Annotated in this window: 17 protein-coding genes; 13 read left to right on the forward strand and 4 right to left on the reverse strand. The window is 64.3% G+C overall.

Annotated elements, in window-relative coordinates; genetic code table 11:
• The 4 genes from AC2FL1_RS22375 to pedF form a co-directional block, all read right to left on the reverse strand.
• Positions 1–138, reverse strand: a 138-nt coding sequence (locus AC2FL1_RS22375) for a 2Fe-2S iron-sulfur cluster-binding protein (protein ID WP_496878398.1), incomplete at its 3' end; no start/stop codon positions are given.
• 50 nt (positions 139–188) lie between these two features.
• Positions 189–716 carry an SRPBCC family protein gene (locus AC2FL1_RS22380; protein WP_496830447.1) on the reverse strand — a complete coding sequence of 176 codons (528 nt, stop codon included), beginning with the start codon at positions 714–716 and terminating at the stop codon, positions 189–191.
• A 115-nt stretch (positions 717–831) separates the two neighbouring features.
• On the reverse strand, positions 832–1,743 hold the full coding sequence (locus tag AC2FL1_RS22385; RefSeq protein ID WP_496878399.1) for a substrate-binding periplasmic protein: 912 nt from the start codon (positions 1,741–1,743) through the stop codon (positions 832–834).
• A gap of 2 nt (positions 1,744–1,745) precedes the next feature.
• Complete coding sequence (gene pedF, locus AC2FL1_RS22390) at positions 1,746–2,420, reverse strand: cytochrome c-550 PedF (RefSeq protein WP_496878391.1); 675 nt, start codon at positions 2,418–2,420, stop codon at positions 1,746–1,748.
• Positions 2,421–2,576: 156 nt separating this feature from the next.
• Between pedF and AC2FL1_RS22395 the strand changes: the two genes are divergently transcribed.
• From AC2FL1_RS22395 to AC2FL1_RS22455, 13 genes are all read left to right on the forward strand, one after another.
• Positions 2,577–3,758: an ABC transporter substrate-binding protein gene (locus AC2FL1_RS22395; protein WP_496878392.1), complete on the forward strand. Its 1,182-nt coding sequence runs from the start codon at positions 2,577–2,579 to the stop codon at positions 3,756–3,758.
• 5 nt (positions 3,759–3,763) lie between these two features.
• On the forward strand, positions 3,764–4,720 hold the full coding sequence (locus AC2FL1_RS22400; RefSeq protein WP_496878393.1) for a YVTN family beta-propeller repeat protein: 957 nt from the start codon (positions 3,764–3,766) through the stop codon (positions 4,718–4,720).
• Between the two features lie 16 nt (positions 4,721–4,736).
• Positions 4,737–5,180 (forward strand): hypothetical protein, encoded by a 444-nt coding sequence (locus tag AC2FL1_RS22405; RefSeq protein WP_496830516.1) that lies wholly within the window; start codon positions 4,737–4,739, stop codon positions 5,178–5,180.
• A complete protein-coding gene (locus tag AC2FL1_RS22410; protein ID WP_496878394.1) occupies positions 5,177–5,908 on the forward strand; it encodes an ABC transporter ATP-binding protein in 732 nt (243 codons plus the stop codon). The genes AC2FL1_RS22405 and AC2FL1_RS22410 overlap by 4 nt, the downstream gene beginning before the upstream one ends.
• On the forward strand, positions 5,905–6,696 hold the full coding sequence (locus AC2FL1_RS22415) for an ABC transporter permease (RefSeq protein WP_496878395.1): 792 nt from the start codon (positions 5,905–5,907) through the stop codon (positions 6,694–6,696). The genes AC2FL1_RS22410 and AC2FL1_RS22415 overlap by 4 nt, the downstream gene beginning before the upstream one ends.
• A gap of 115 nt (positions 6,697–6,811) precedes the next feature.
• Positions 6,812–7,219: a c-type cytochrome gene (locus AC2FL1_RS22420; protein ID WP_496830461.1), complete on the forward strand. Its 408-nt coding sequence runs from the start codon at positions 6,812–6,814 to the stop codon at positions 7,217–7,219.
• A gap of 287 nt (positions 7,220–7,506) precedes the next feature.
• Positions 7,507–9,285: a PQQ-dependent methanol/ethanol family dehydrogenase gene (locus AC2FL1_RS22425; protein WP_496830463.1), complete on the forward strand. Its 1,779-nt coding sequence runs from the start codon at positions 7,507–7,509 to the stop codon at positions 9,283–9,285.
• A 221-nt stretch (positions 9,286–9,506) separates the two neighbouring features.
• Positions 9,507–10,211 (forward strand): response regulator, encoded by a 705-nt coding sequence (locus AC2FL1_RS22430; RefSeq protein WP_234138120.1) that lies wholly within the window; start codon positions 9,507–9,509, stop codon positions 10,209–10,211.
• Positions 10,212–10,241: 30 nt separating this feature from the next.
• The gene (locus AC2FL1_RS22435; protein WP_496878396.1) at positions 10,242–11,411 is read left to right on the forward strand and encodes an FIST N-terminal domain-containing protein; all 1,170 of its coding nucleotides are present in this window, start codon (positions 10,242–10,244) and stop codon (positions 11,409–11,411) included.
• A 6-nt stretch (positions 11,412–11,417) separates the two neighbouring features.
• Positions 11,418–13,631: a hybrid sensor histidine kinase/response regulator gene (locus AC2FL1_RS22440; RefSeq protein ID WP_496830466.1), complete on the forward strand. Its 2,214-nt coding sequence runs from the start codon at positions 11,418–11,420 to the stop codon at positions 13,629–13,631.
• A gap of 85 nt (positions 13,632–13,716) precedes the next feature.
• Positions 13,717–13,824 carry a pyrroloquinoline quinone precursor peptide PqqA gene (gene pqqA, locus AC2FL1_RS22445; RefSeq protein ID WP_496830468.1) on the forward strand — a complete coding sequence of 36 codons (108 nt, stop codon included), beginning with the start codon at positions 13,717–13,719 and terminating at the stop codon, positions 13,822–13,824.
• 27 nt (positions 13,825–13,851) lie between these two features.
• Complete coding sequence (pqqB, locus tag AC2FL1_RS22450; RefSeq protein ID WP_496830470.1) at positions 13,852–14,739, forward strand: pyrroloquinoline quinone biosynthesis protein PqqB; 888 nt, start codon at positions 13,852–13,854, stop codon at positions 14,737–14,739.
• Positions 14,736–14,921 (forward strand): thiaminase II/PqqC family protein (locus AC2FL1_RS22455; RefSeq protein ID WP_496878397.1); only part of this gene is annotated, 186 nt, incomplete at its 3' end. The genes pqqB and AC2FL1_RS22455, both read left to right, overlap by 4 nt.

Genomic DNA, 14,921 nt, shown 5'->3' on the forward strand with positions numbered 1-14,921 from the left:
ATGCACCACGCACGCTCCGCACTGACCCGTGTCACACCCAACATGCGTCCCCGTCAGCGACAAACCCTCACGCAAAAAATCAACCAGCAAATCTCGGGACTCTACCGGCCCCCGCATGCTGCGCCCATTCACGACCATCTCTATCTCAGACACAATAATCCTCCCTTGTCGTTCTCTCTTGCACCGGTTCAGCCGGAAATAACCCGCTTGAACCACCCCTTTTTCCTGACCTCGCCGGACCCTTCCGCGACCTCCGGACTATCGGTCTCACCCGGTCCCTCGACCACTTCCTGAAAGCGGGTGAAGAACTGGTCGGCCATCTTGCGCGCGAACCCGTCGATGATCCGGCTGCCCAGCTGAGCGAGCTTGCCACCGACCTTGGCCTCGACCTCGTAGGACAGCAGCGTTGTGCCATCCTCGCTCGCCTCCAGCCGCACGCGTGCCTCGCCCTTGGCAAAACCCGCGGCCCCGCCCTTGCCCTCGCCGGTCAGGGTCAGGCTTTCGGGCGCCACCATCTCGGACAGCGTCACGCTGCCCTTGAACGTGGCTTTCACCGGCCCGACCTTTTGCACCACCGTGGCCTCGAACCCGTCCTCGGCGCTGCCACTCATCTCCTGGCAGCCGGGCACGCAGTCCTTCAGCACATCGGGCGAGAGCAGCGCCGCCCAGACCGTTTCCCGGTCCGCCGCGATCACCTTTGAATCGCTCAGTTCCATGTCGTTCGTCTCCGTCCGTTGCGACCACGCTACGCGGCGCGGTCGGGTTGTTCCATTCGACCTTGGGTGTAGACGTCCCCGGAAGGGCCGCCTGCGGGGCACGTCGATCGCCCTGTCAGCGCAGCTCGGGTGGTGAAAAAGTCAGCCCGTAGCTGCGGAAAATTTCTTGGATCCGACCGTCGCCTATCCCGGCAACGATAGCATCGTCGACGGCATAGGCCAGCGGGCGATAGGCGAAATGCACCCCCACCCCGACGGTCCAGCTGCCGGTCGCAAATCCCGGCAAGGGCGGGCTGTGCACATCCAGATCCGCGGTCAGTCCATGTTCCAGTTGCGCCAGCGGCCCCATCGCGGTCTTGACCTCGCCCGCCGCCAGCCCGGCCATCGCCGCGCCCATGTCGGGATAGCGGCGGATATTGCCGCGCAGCTGACCGCCGGGAAAGGCGGTCAGGTAGAAATCGGCAATCGAGTCGTTCTCAACCCCAACCGTGTCAAAGCGGAAATAGGCCGGGACCGGTTTGTCCTCGGGATACTCTGCCTTGCCAAAGGCGATCCCCATCCGCTCCACATGGTATTGTCCTGTGAACACCACCTGTTCGACCCGGCAGGCAAAGTTGCTGTCATAGGGCACATGCAGCATCACATTGGCGACCCGCCCACCCACGATGGGCCCCTTCCAGATCCAGTTGCGCAGATCGGCCTCGAGGTTCTCGCCCGCCGCGACCAGGGTAAAACGGGCCTCGACCCCCAGTTCCCCGGCGATCAGGTGGCCCAGATCGATATCGACACCCTTTGGCGCACCGTTCTCTTCCCAGCTCCAGGGTGGATAGTCCTCGTAGACGGCGAAGGATATCCAGCCGCGTTCCTGGATCGTGTCCAGATCGGCGCCGACGATATCGCGGCTCGCATTCTGCGGGCGGGCCTGGGGCACGTGATCGGCGCAGCGGGTCTGTGCCCAGGCCGGCGCCAAGCCGGTCCCGAGCAGCAACACCGCCAGCGCGACCCGCAGCGCCCCCGCCCGCGCCATGCTCAATGGGCCGCCGACAGGCCGATGGTCAGCGCCTCGGCAGCGGCGGTGAAATCAGGCGCATCGCCCGAGATCAGGGTCGCCGCGCGCGAGGCGGCGCTGTCGGCCACGGGCGCGCCCGAGGCGGTCTCGACCTCGGCGGCGATCTGGGTCAGTTCGGCAGCCAATACGGCGGCATCGCCCTCGCCTGCTGCAAGCTGGTCGCGGATCTCCTTCAGGCGCGGCGTATGGGCGTCGAGCGCCCCGTCGTCGGGCCGGGTCTCGATATAGGTGCGGATGGCCCAGGCGGCCTTTTGGCCAAGCAGTTCGCCAAAGCCGGGCATCTTGGTGATCCCGTTCTGGGTATAGCCATGGCGGAACCGCTCGACATACCATTCATCACCGTATTCGGCGGCCTCGAGATAGCGCAGGTCCGGCGCCAGACCGCCTGACACCACGCCCAGCCCATGGCAGCGCGCGCAGTTCTGGTTATAGCCGGAATCGCCGATCCGGATGGCGGCGGCCCAGACCTCTTCTCCCGCCGCCTCGGCGCGATAGGGGTTCTCGATCAGCCATTCCTCGCCCACTTCGGGCAGAGCGTCGGTGTTGACGGGTTGCGGCGCGACGTCTCCATGCGCCAGCGCCATTCCCGCGCTCAGGAACAGGCCCAATGCGCCTGCTTTTGCAGCGTTGATCATCTGCGGTCCTCCAGTCTCCTCGTTCGGGGCTGGTGATAACGCCTCGAACCCTGCGCTGGTATTCGACCTTGGTTTGATCTGCCGGGGAATGTGGACTTTGGTCGAATAGAACCGCCCCGCACGCGCGCTTTAGCCTTGGCCGACAAGGGAGAGAGAATGCGCGTGCACAGCCTGCTGAGACCGATCATCGCCGCACTGGCGATGGGAATGGCCGCCCTGCCCGCCCTGGGTGAGGTGCAGTTGCGCGTGGCCTATCTGCGGCAGGAAGTTGAGCGCCCGCCGGTCTTGTCCAATCTCGACCCCGAGCCCGCCGGGCTGGGCCTCGACGGTGCCCGTCTGGGGCTGGAGGACAACCGGACCAGCGGTCGGTTTCTGGGTCAGACCTATACGCTCGATACGCATGAGGTGCCGATCGGCGGCGATCTGGAGGCAGCGGCGCGGGCGGCGCTGGCCGAGGCGCAAATGCTGGTCATCGACGCCCCCGCCGAGGCGGTGCTGCGCATCGCCGATCTGGCCGAGGCCGAGGGCGCGCTGTTGTTTAACGCCGCTGCCGAAGAGACCGCGCTGCGCGATGCGGACTGCCGCGCCAACCTGCTGCACACGGCGCCCTCGCTGGCGATGCGGGCGGATGCGCTGATGCAGGTCTTGCAGCGCAAACGATTCTCGAGGCTGGCCATGATCACCGGCCATGGCGCCCCGGATCTGGCCTATGCCGAGGCGCTCCGTCGCTCGGCGGCCAAGTTCGGCCTGAAGATGGTGGCTGACACACCATGGCCCTTTGACGCCGACATGCGCCGCAATGCCAGCCAGGAAGTGCCGCTGTTCACTCAGGATTTCGCCGAGCATGACATGCTGCTCATTGCCGACGAGATCGGCGATTTCGGGCGCTACATCGCCTATAACACCTGGACCCCACGCCCGGTGGCCGGGTCCGAGGGGCTGGTGCCGGTGGCCTGGTCGCGGGTGGTGGAACAATGGGGCGCGGCGCAGCTGCAATCGCGGTTCTGGGACCAGACCGGCCGCGACATGCAACCGCGCGACTATGCCGCCTGGGCGGCGCTGCGCGTGCTGGGCGAGGCGGTCACACGCACCAACAACACCGATCCCGCCACCCTGCGCGCCTATATCCTGTCGGATGCCTTCGAACTGGCCGGGTTCAAAGGTCGCCCGATGAACTTTCGCCACTGGAACGGCCAGCTGCGCCAGCCGATCCCGGTGGTTACCGAACGCGCGGTGGTGATGCAGGCCCCGGTCGAGGGATTCCTGCACCAGCGCAGCGAACTTGACACGCTGGGCCTCGACGCGCCCGAATCCCGTTGCACCGCGTTTCAGGAGTGACCCCCATGCGGACTGCCCTTGCCCTTTTGGCCCTGACCCTCGCCGCGCCGCTGGCCGCAGAGGAAATCTGGGTCACCAATGAAAAGGACGACACGATCAGCGTGATCGACGTCGCAACGCTCGAGGTGGTGCGCACCATCGCCACCGGCGAGCGGCCGCGCGGCATCACCTTTTCCCACGATTTCAGCCGGGTCTATATCTGTGCCTCGGACAGCGACACGGTGCAGGTGATGGACCCCGAGACGGGTGAGATCCTGCATGACCTGCCTTCGGGCGAAGACCCCGAGCAATTTGTCCTGCACCCCAATGATCGGCATCTCTATATCGCCAACGAGGATGACGCGATCACCACCGTTGTCGATACCGAAACCCGCCGGGTCATCGCCCAGATCGACGTGGGCATCGAGCCCGAGGGCATGGCGGTCAGCCCCGATGGCCGCATCGCCATCACCACTTCTGAAACCACCAACATGGCGCATTGGATCGACACCGAGACGCGCCAGCTCTTTGCCAATACGCTGGTCGATGCCCGCCCGCGCCACGCCGAATTCGTGCATGGCGGGGCCGAGCTGTGGGTCAGCTCCGAGATCGGTGGCACCGTGACCGTGTTCGACGTGGCCACGCAGGTCGAAAAGGCCAAGATTGCCTTCGAGGTCAAGGGCGTGCATCCCGACCGGGTGCAGCCGGTCGGGTTCGAGCTGACGGCGGATGAGAAAACCGCCTTTGTAGCGCTTGGCCCTTCCAACCACGTGGCGGTGGTGGATACCGCCACCTACGAGGTGGTCGATTACATCCTTGTCGGCCGCCGGGTCTGGCACATGGCGTTCAACAGCGACAAGTCGCTTTTGTTCACCACCAACGGCGTTTCGGGCGACGTGACGGTGATCGACGTGGCCCGCCGCGAGGCGATCAAATCCATCAAGGTCGGGCGCTTCCCCTGGGGCGCCGCCCTGCGCCCGTGAGAGGAAAGGACACATGATGATGAAACCCTGTCTTGCCGCCCTTCTGGTTGCAGCCCTGCCCCTGAGCGCACTGGCCGACGGCGACGATGGTCGGCTCGGTCTGGCCGGGCTGCTCTCGGCCAAGAACAAGGAAGACCTGCCGCCGATCATCCTGTCAGCAGGAATGCCGCTGGCCGACGCACCTTGGGTGCTGCAATCGGGCACTTACTACGAGTTCGAGATCCAGGGCGACGGCAGCCAGGAACTGGCGCTGGTGGGCCCTGAGTTCTTTCGCGCCATCTGGATCGACGAGATCGTGGTCGAGGGGTTGGAGATCCGGCCGCTGGGCCTTGATTCGGTCGAATTCGACGAGGCGGGCGAGATGGAGATAGGCTTTGTCGCGATCAAGCCGGGCCGCTATTACCTGAAGGTACCGGGCAGCACCGGCGAAACCCAGCGGTTGGAGATCACCATCAAGTGACAGGGCTAAGTGTCCGAAATCTCGACTATTCCTATGGCAGCCGCCGGGCGCTGGACGCAGTCAGCTTTGACGTGGCGCCGGGCCGGTTTGCGGCGTTGCTGGGGCCCAATGGTGCGGGGAAATCGACGCTGTTTTCCTTGCTGACCCGGCTTTTTATCACACGTTCGGGCCGGATCTCGGTCGCCGGGCATGACCTGTCGCAAAACCCGCGCGCGGCGCTGGCGCGGATCGGGGTCGTATTCCAGCAGCCGACGCTGGATCTAGATCTCAGCGTGATGCGCAACCTGACCTATTTCGCCGCGCTGCACGGGCTGTCGGGGCGCACCGCGCAAACCCGGATCGCCGCGGCGCTGGAGCGGCTCGACCTGAGCGACCGCGCCCACGAGCGCGCCCGCGACCTGAATGGCGGCCACCGGCGCCGGACCGAGATCGCGCGCGCGCTGATCCACGACCCCTCGGTGCTGCTGCTGGACGAACCGACCGTGGGGCTGGATGCGGCCAGCCGCAAGGCGATCACCGATCATGTGCATGCGCTGTCGCGCGAGCGGGGGCTGACCGTGCTCTGGGCGACCCATCTGACCGACGAGATCGAGGATGACGACCAGTTGCTGATCCTGCATCGCGGGCGGCTGTTGCAGGACGGCACCGCGGGCGCGCTGCGCGGGGCGCTGCCCCTGCGCGAGCATTTCCTGTCCCAGACCTCTGATCGCATCGGGGAACGGGCATGAACGCTGCGCTGATCGCCCTGCGCGCCATCGTCCTGCGCGAGGCGCTGCGCTTTGTCCGCCAGCGGGGGCGGTTCGTGGCGGCGCTGGTGCGGCCGCTGATCTGGCTGCTGGTCTTTGCCGCCGGGTTTCGCGCCGCGCTGGGCCTGTCGATCACACCGCCCTATCAGACCTATATCACTTACGAGGTCTATATCGTGCCGGGCCTGTGCGGGATGATTGCCCTGTTCAACGGCATGCAATCCAGCCTCAGCCTGGTCTATGACCGCGAGATGGGCTCGATGCGGCTGCTCTTGACCTCGCCTCTGCCGCGCTGGTGGCTCTTGTTCTGCCGGCTGCTTGCCTCGACCGCCATTTCGATCCTGCAAACCTATTGCTTTCTGGCGGTGGCGGCGGCCTTTGGCATCCAACTGCCGGCGCTGGGATATGTGGCGGTGCTGCCGGCGCTGGTGGTTGCGGGCATCATGCTGGGTGCGCTGGGGCTGGCGCTGTCCTCGCTGATCCGGCAGCTGGAAAATTTCGCGGGCGTGATGAACTTTGTCATCTTTCCGATGTTCTTTTTGTCTACCGCGCTTTACCCGCTGTGGAAGATGGCCGAAAGCTCGACCCTTTTGCGCGATATCTGCGCGCTGAACCCGTTCACCCATGCGGTCGAGCTGATCCGCTTTGCGCTCTACGGCCAGTTCAACGGACCCGCGCTGGGCTGGACCGTGCTGGCGGGGGCAGTGTTTCTGGGCCTTGCCTTCTGGGGATATGACCCGGCGCGCGGCCTGCTGCGGCGCAAGGGTTGAGCCGTCCCGCCTTCGACCAAAGAACAAGGGAAAACCGCTCCTGCGCTTGTTAAGACTGCGGCAGGAAACGCGCGCTTGCACCCGCCCCGGCGGGGACCTCATTCAGGAGTGAGAAATGAGACCTGTTTCCTATGCGCTGGCGCTGATGATGGCGGCTTCACCCGCCCTGGCCGATACCAAATTCGAACAGATCAAGATCGAGGCCGGTGAGGCGCTCTATGATGCCGAATGCCGGCGCTGCCATGCCTCGGACACTGATCATGAGAGCTATGGCCCACCGCTGGAAAACGTGCTGGGGCGCGGGGCCGGTACCTATCCCGACTATGATTATTCCATCGCGCTCGAGGCCTCGGGTATCGTCTGGACGCCTGCCGCGCTGCGCGCCTGGATGGAGGACAATACCGGCTTCATGCCCGGCACAAAGATGCGCCATGTCGGAATCGAGGACCGCACCGTGCAGGATTTCATTCTTGCCTATCTGGCCAGCCTCAGCACCCGCGACCCCAAGAAGATCTCGGACTGAACCCGGATCCCGGCGCCGGACAGAGCGATCCGGCGCTGGTTTCAAGTCAGAACTTTTTTCATATATTTCAGCCTTTAAAACGCCAAACTTGTACCGATAGATCAATGCCAAGCGCGCCGAACCGACGGCACGAGTGCATTTTGCTGTCGCCTGTCCTTCCGGCTTCAAGTTAACCCTACGACCTTTGTTCAATTTCGCGCGAGCGGCTTCGTTCCAATAATACCGCTCAGCCAAAAACCCGCGGTTTGGGGTAGTTCGGCTTGGAGAGGATGCAAGGGAGGAAACCGATGAACAAGATCATCATGGCCGCAGTGGCGGGCCTGGTCGCGACAGCGGGCTGGCACAGCGCCGCGCTGGCGGCCGGTGTCACCGAAGAGGATCTGGCCAATGACACGGCCAACACGTCCAGCGTATTGACCAACGGCATGGGCCGGCATTTGCAGCGCTATAGCCCGCTGGACATTCTGAACAAGGACAACGTCAAGAACCTGATGCCCGCCTGGGCCTTCAGCCTTGGCGGCGAAAAGCAGCGCGGGCAGGAAACCCAGCCGCTGATCCATGACGGGGTGATGTATATCACCGGCTCCTACAGCCGGATGTATGCCATCGACGTCAACACCGGCGAAGAGCTCTGGCAATATGACGCCCGACTGCCCGAGGGCATCCTGCCCTGCTGCGACGTGATCAACCGGGGCGGCGCCATCTATGGTGACAAGATCTATTTCGGCACACTCGACGCCCGCATCGTGGCGCTTGACCTGAAAACCGGCGATGTCGTCTGGAACAAGAAGATCGCCGATTACAAAGCAGGCTATTCCTATACCGCCGCGCCGCTGATCGTGAAGGGGCTGGTGATCACCGGCAACTCGGGCGGTGAGTTCGGCATCGTGGGCGAGGTGCAGGCGCGCGACGCCGAGACCGGCGAGATGGTCTGGACCCGACCCGTGATCGAAGGCCACATGGGCACCTTCAAGGGCGAAGAAAGCACCATGACCGGCACGCTGAACGCGACCTGGCCGGGCGACATGTGGAAAACCGGCGGTGGCGCCACCTGGCTGGGCGGTTCCTATGACGCCGAGACCGATACGCTGGTCTTTGGCGCGGGCAACCCCGCCCCCTGGAACAGCTGGCTGCGCGATGCCGGTCAGAACAACGATGGTTCGGGCGACAACCTCTATGCCGCCTCGCGCATCGGCATCAATCCCGACAATGGCGAGATCAAGTGGCATTTCCAGACCACCCCGCGCGAAGGCTGGGACTATGACGGTGTGAACGAGGTCGTGGCCTATACCGACCGCGACGGCAACAAGCGCTGGGCCACAGCCGACCGCAACGGGTTCTTCTATGTGCTGAACCGCGAGGACGGCAAGTTCGTGCGCGGCGTGCCGTTCGTCAAGGATATCACCTGGGCCTCGGGCCTCGATGAGAACGGCCGCCCGATCTTCAACGAGGACAACCGTCCGGGCGACCCGGCCGCGGCGGCGGATGGCGCCAAGGGCGAGGTGATCTTTGCTTCTCCGTCCTTCCTGGGCGGCAAGAACTGGATGCCGATGGCCTTCAGCCAGAAGACCGGCAACTTCTATGTGCCCTCGAACGAATGGGGCATGGACATCTGGAACGAACCGATCACCTACAAGAAGGGCGCGGCCTATCTGGGCGCGGGCTTTACCATCAAGCCGAACTACGAGGACCATATCGGCAGCCTCAAGGCGATCGATCCGGATACCGGCGAGCTGAAGTGGGAGTTCAAGAACGACGCCCCGCTTTGGGGTGGCGTGATGACCACCGCCGGCGGGCTGGTGTTCACCGGCACGCCCGAGGGCAAGTTCATCGCCTTTGACGATGAAACCGGCGAGATCCTGTGGTCGTTCCAGACCGGCTCGGGCATTGTCGGCCAGCCCGTCACCTGGGAGATGGGCGGCGAGCAATATGTCTCGGTCATCTCCGGCTGGGGTGGCGCGGTGCCTCTCTGGGGCGGCGAGGTCGCCAAGAAGGTGAACTATCTCAACCAAGGTGGCTTGCTCTGGACCTTCAAGCTGCCCAAGCAGCTGGCCGCCGCAAACTGACGGCATCGCCATTGATACAAACGCGCGCCCAACGGCGCGCGTTTTTTGTTGGCTCGCCGTTTTCCAAGGGAAAACGGCTCGGAAAACAATGTTTTCCGGCCCGGAATTCTTGCAGAATTCCGCCACCGCCAGAGGTTGAGCCTGATATTAGACCTTTGGCCAATGGCGTTTCGCCGCACCCGCGTTACAGTTGCAGCATGAACAAAACTATGGATCGGATCATGCAGACCCAGGCAGGGACCTCGCCGGCGCAGCCGCTTCGCTCCGCCCTTATCGTCGACGATCACCCGCTGTTCTGTGACGCCCTGTCGATGACCCTGCAAGCCGTGTCCGGCATCCGCACCGTGCAGACGCTGGCCCGGCTCGAGGAGGCGCTGGACTGGCTTGGCAACCACCCTGCCCCCGATCTGGTCATCCTCGACCTCAACCTGCCCGATGTCGAAGGGCTCGACGGGCTGGTCCGCATCCGCACCGCCGCCCGCGCCCCGGTCATCGTGGTTTCTTCCATGGCCGATAACCGGGTCATTTCGGGCGTGATTCAGGCAGGTGCGGCCGGTTTCGTGCCCAAGCACTCCCAGCGCGAAGTGTTTCGCACCGCCATCGAAACCGTCTCGACCGGCGCCGTCTTCACCCCCGAAGGCTTTGTCGATATCGCCAGTGATGGGGGCGACGGGCCCGAGATCGAGGATGCGCTGGCCCGGCTTTCGGCGCTGACCAACCAGCAGGCCCGCATCCTGCAACTGGTCTGCGAGGGCAAGCTCAACAAGCAGATCGCCTATGACCTGTCGATCGCCGAAACGACGGTCAAGGCGCATGTCACCGCCATCATGCGCAAGCTCGGGGTGCAAAGCCGCACCCAGGCGGTGCTGATCGCCAAAAAGACCAGTTTCTCGAGTTTCTTGCCAGAGGCGCAGAAACAGGCATAACCTGCCAGTCGGGAGAAAAGGGAGGAGCGCTTGGACCTCAGTCAGGGTCCGATCCGCGCGGCACAGGCCGCGCCGCAGGTGTTGTGCACCGCCTCGGTGCACCACGACCATCCGCATGCCATCGAGGCCTTGTCCGAAGCACTGGGTCCGGTCGAACTGGAACTGTTGCTATTGATGGCTTCGCCCCAGGCGGATATCCCCGCCCTGCTGGCCCGCGCCGCAATGGTTTTGCCCGGTACCCGGATTGTCGGCTGCACCACGGCAGGCGAAATCTCAGCCGCCGGCTATACCGAGGGAGAGATCGTCGCCATCGGCATGCCTCGGGCCTATTTCAAGGCGCAGACGATGCTGATCCCCGATCTGAGCGATTATGACGCTCAGGCCATCATCGACCGGATGATCCAGACCCGCAACGATCTGGCCGTTGCCCGGCCCGACTGGGGGCACGAGTTCAATTTTCTGCTGATCGACGGCTTGTCGACGCTGGAGGACCGGCTGGTCTCGGATCTGGCCATCGGGCTTGGGCCGGTGCCGCTGTTCGGCGGCTCGGCCGGGGATGGAGAACGCTTTGGCACCACCTTCGTGTTTCACGAGGGCCGCGCCCATGGCAATGCCGCCGTGCTGATGCAGGTGCGCACCCGCTGCCCGATCCAGGTGTTCAAGACCGACCACCTGATCCCCACTGAACAGCGTATGGTGGTCACCGGCGCCGATCCCGACCGGCGGCTGGTGCATGAGCTCAATGCCGAACCAGCCGCGCGCGAATATGCCCGTGTTCTGGGCAAGGATCCCGAGCAACTCACCACCTTTACCTTTGCCGCCCACCCGGTCGTGGTGCGTATCGGCGGCCAGCATCATGTGCGCTCGATCCAGCGGGTGGCCGAGAATGGCGATCTGGTGTTCTTTTCGGCCATCGACGAGGGGCTGGTGCTAACCCTGGCCGAGGCGCGCGACATGCGCGACCACCTGCGCGAGGAACTGGGCCGGCTGGCCGCCGACGGACCGCCTGCGGTGATCCTGGGCTGTGACTGTCTGTTGCGCCGGATGGAGGCGCAGCAGAAACAGGTCCTGGGCGCGCTTTCGGATATTCTGCGCGAAAATCGTGTTGTGGGGTTCTCTACTTACGGGGAACAGTTCAACTCGATGCATGTCAACCAGACGCTGACGGGCGTGGCCATCTACCCGCCCGACGATATGTGAGGCCCCATGCCGGGATCGCTGATCAACCCCGCCGATACGCCGGACCGGCAGATCGAGAAGCTGGCCAAGATCAACGCCGCGCTGATGCGCCGGGTGGAACAGGCCACCGATGCCTCGGGCGCGGCCTATGCCCAGTTCGAGCGCGCCGCGCTGCTGGAGGAAGAGGTGCGCAACCGCACCCGCGACCTGGAACGCGCGCTCGATCTTCTCAACGATTCCAACGCCCGCCTGGCCGAGGCCAACCGCGCCACCGAAGAGGCGCGTTCAAATTTGGCCAATGCCATCGAGACGGTGCAGGAGGGGTTTGCCCTCTTCGATCCCGACGAGCGGCTGGTCATGTGCAACTCGCGCTTTGGCCTGCATATGCCCGATATCCGAGACCGCTTCCGCCCCGGGATCACCTTTCGCCAATATGTCGATCTGGTCAGCGGCTCGCGCTATCTTTCCCTGCCGGAAAACAAGACGCCGCGTGACTGGGCGGCGCAACGGATGCGCCGGCACACCGACGATCATGTCATCTTCAACGTCCGCATGGTCGGCAGCCGCTGGGTTCAGGTGAGCGAACATCGCACCCCCGATGGCGGCACCGTGATCCTGCAAACCGATGTCAGCGACATCATGCGGCTGGAGCGGCAGGAACGCGACCGGATGCTGGACGATCAGGCCCGCCTTATACGCGCCACACTGGAACATCTCGACCAGGGCGTGTGCATCTTCGACAATCAGGGTCGGCTGGCAGGCTGGAACCAGCGAGTGGGGGAAATGCTGTCGATCCCGGCCCGGCGCTTTTCGATGGGGGTGCGTTTTTTTTCGCTGTTCGAAGGTTTTACCCGTAACGCCTCATACTCAAACGGCATCACCGAGGAAACCATCCGCGCCTGGATCACCGCCACCGATGGCCGCCCGCCGATCGGTTTCGAGATCCGCCAGGGCGAGAACAAGACCCTGTCGGTACATGCGCAGGAGATGCCTGACCGCGGTTTCGTGATCTCGTTCAGCGACGTCTCTGCCGAACGCGCCGCCGTGCGCGCCATCCGGCAAGCCAACGAATTGCTCGAGGCGCGGGTGGCCGAACGCACGCTGGAACTGGCCGACGCCCTGTCCGAGGCCGAGCGTGCCAATGCCTCGAAATCGCGCTTTGTCGCGGCGGCCAGCCATGACCTGTTGCAACCCCTTTCGGCGGCCAAGCTTTACATGGCCTCGATCGAGCCGGGACAGGATCCCACCCAGATTCACCAGATCGCCGACAAGGCCCGGCGCTCGCTCGACAGTGTCGAGACCATTCTGGAGGCGCTGCTGGATATCTCGACGCTGGATTCCGGCAAGGCCGAAGTGCATCGCGCCCCGGTGCCGCTGGGGGTAATCCTGGCACAACTGGCCGAAGAACTGGGCCCCACCGCCCGCGCCAAGGGGCTGGAACTGCGGGTGATCCCTTCGGGCGCGGTTGTGCTGTCGGATGCTACCTATTTGCGCCGCATCGCGCAAAACCTGATCGTCAATGCCATCCGCTATACCCGCAAGGGCAAGATCGTGGTGGGGGTAAGGCGGCGGGGCAAATCCGTGCGGCTCGAGGTGTGGGATACCGGACCGGGCATTGCCGCCGAACAGCGTGACATCATCTTTCGCGAATTCCAGCGCCTCGACGCCGCCGCCTCTGCCGCCGAGGGGATGGGGCTGGGTCTGGCCATTGTCGAGCGGGCCTGCGCCTTGCTTGGCCATCCGCTCGATCTGGTTTCGACCGTGGGGCGCGGCTCGGGGTTTCTGGTCGAATTTTCGGTGGCGCCGACGCCCGATTTCACCAGCTTCCGCCGCACCTCCGGCCCTGCACTGGCGCCGTCGGGGCTGAACGGCCTGATCGTGCTGCTGGTCGAGAACGATGCCGAATTGCGCAACGCGCTGACCATCGCGATGGAAGCCTGGGATGTCTGTGTACTGCCCTCCGCCTCGATCGCCGAGGCGCTGGCGCTGATCGACGACGAGGGCATTCAGCCCGATGCGGTGATCGCCGATCTGCAACTGGACCGGGGCGAAATGGGGACCGTGCTGCTCAACATGATCCGTACCCGTCTGGGACCGGTACCGTCATGCATCATCACCGCCTCGCGCTCTCCGGCGGTTATCGATATCTGCGTGCAGCAAGGCTGGGAGCTGTTTCACAAGCCGATCGCGGCCGAAACCCTGCGCGGATTTCTGTCCGGGGCCACCGCGAGCACATCCTGAGCGGCATTCGACCAAAGGAGCATTTGCCAGTCCGGCCCTAAGGGGTAGGCTGACCGATAAGACAATCAGCCAGTGGAGGTGAAAAATGGCTTGGACGGCTCCGAAGCTTCGTGAAGTGAACTGCGGCATGGAAATCAACATGTACGCCCCGGCAGAGGATGAAGGCGGTCGCGGCAGCGACCCGATCCTGTAACCACAATCCCGCCCCGGAGGCCCGAAGATGAAGATCGTCGTTCTGGGTGCCGCGGCCGGTGGGGGCCTGCCGCAATGGAATTGCGGCTGCGTCAATTGCAACGATGCGCGTGCCGGGCGACTCAGGTCGTCCGGCCAATCGTCGTTGGCGGTTTCGGCGGACGGGTCGCGCTGGTCGATCCTGAATGCCTCGCCAGATATCCGCCAGCAGATGCAGGACAGGCCCGTCCTGCACCCGCACGGCCTGCGCGGGTCTCCCGTGGCCTCGGTGTTGGTGACCAATGGCGATATCGACCATATCGCCGGGCTTCTGTCGCTGCGCGAGCAGACGCCCTTCGACCTGTTCGCCACCGCCGGCATTCACGAAGTGCTGGAAGACAACCGTATCTTCGACGCGCTGGCCCGCGACAAGGTTGCGCGCCGCCCGGTGGCGCTGGAGGCCCCATTTGCGCTGCATGACGGGCTGGAGGCGATGCTGTTCGCAGTGCCCGGCAAGGTTCCCCTGTTCATGGAGGGTGAGAGCGTCGATACCGGACTGATCGGCGAACAGACGGTGGGGGTGCGGCTCAGCGACGGGCGCAATATCGCCTATTACATCCCCGGCTGCGCCCATGTGCCCGACGATCTACTGGACCGGCTGTCGGATGCGGGTCACCTGCTGTTCGACGGTACGCTTTGGGATGATGACGAAATGATCCGCAGCGGCACCGGGATCAAGACCGGGCGTCGCATGGGACATATCCCGATTTCGGGCGAAGACGGCTCGATGGTCCGGCTCTCCGGGCTGGCCGCGAACAAGACCTATATCCATATCAACAACACCAATCCGGTCTGGCGCGAGGGCGGCGCAGAACGCGCCGAAGTGGCGCGGCAGGGCTGGCAGGTGGCCCATGACGGATTGGAGATCGTGCTATGAGCCGCAAAGACCTTGAGGCCCGGCTGCGCGCCATCGGCGCCGAACGCTATCACGACAAGCACCCGTTCCATCACAAGCTGCATGGCGGCGACTGCACCCCCGACCAGGTGCGTGCCTGGGTGATCAATCGCTGGGCCTATCAGGCAGCGATCCCGATGAAGGACGCGGCCTTTCTGTCACGC

This window comes from Ruegeria sp. YKSF070 (genome assembly GCF_059612725.1).

Excerpts from the sequence above, each read along its gene's own strand:
- AC2FL1_RS22440 (WP_496830466.1), top strand. The coding sequence starts at position 11,418 with ATGCCGGGATCGCTGATCAACCCCGCCGATACGCCGGACCGGCAGATC.
- AC2FL1_RS22430 (WP_234138120.1), top strand. The coding sequence starts at position 9,507 with ATGCAGACCCAGGCAGGGACCTCGCCGGCGCAGCCGCTTCGCTCCGCC.
- AC2FL1_RS22425 (WP_496830463.1), top strand. The coding sequence starts at position 7,507 with ATGAACAAGATCATCATGGCCGCAGTGGCGGGCCTGGTCGCGACAGCG.
- pqqA (WP_496830468.1), top strand. The coding sequence starts at position 13,717 with ATGGCTTGGACGGCTCCGAAGCTTCGTGAAGTGAACTGCGGCATGGAA.
- AC2FL1_RS22415 (WP_496878395.1), top strand. The coding sequence starts at position 5,905 with ATGAACGCTGCGCTGATCGCCCTGCGCGCCATCGTCCTGCGCGAGGCG.
- AC2FL1_RS22380 (WP_496830447.1), bottom strand. The coding sequence starts at position 716 with ATGGAACTGAGCGATTCAAAGGTGATCGCGGCGGACCGGGAAACGGTC.
- AC2FL1_RS22420 (WP_496830461.1), top strand. The coding sequence starts at position 6,812 with ATGAGACCTGTTTCCTATGCGCTGGCGCTGATGATGGCGGCTTCACCC.
- pedF (WP_496878391.1), bottom strand. The coding sequence starts at position 2,420 with ATGATCAACGCTGCAAAAGCAGGCGCATTGGGCCTGTTCCTGAGCGCG.
- pqqB (WP_496830470.1), top strand. The coding sequence starts at position 13,852 with ATGAAGATCGTCGTTCTGGGTGCCGCGGCCGGTGGGGGCCTGCCGCAA.
- AC2FL1_RS22395 (WP_496878392.1), top strand. The coding sequence starts at position 2,577 with ATGCGCGTGCACAGCCTGCTGAGACCGATCATCGCCGCACTGGCGATG.
- AC2FL1_RS22400 (WP_496878393.1), top strand. The coding sequence starts at position 3,764 with ATGCGGACTGCCCTTGCCCTTTTGGCCCTGACCCTCGCCGCGCCGCTG.
- AC2FL1_RS22405 (WP_496830516.1), top strand. The coding sequence starts at position 4,737 with ATGATGAAACCCTGTCTTGCCGCCCTTCTGGTTGCAGCCCTGCCCCTG.
- AC2FL1_RS22385 (WP_496878399.1), bottom strand. The coding sequence starts at position 1,743 with ATGGCGCGGGCGGGGGCGCTGCGGGTCGCGCTGGCGGTGTTGCTGCTC.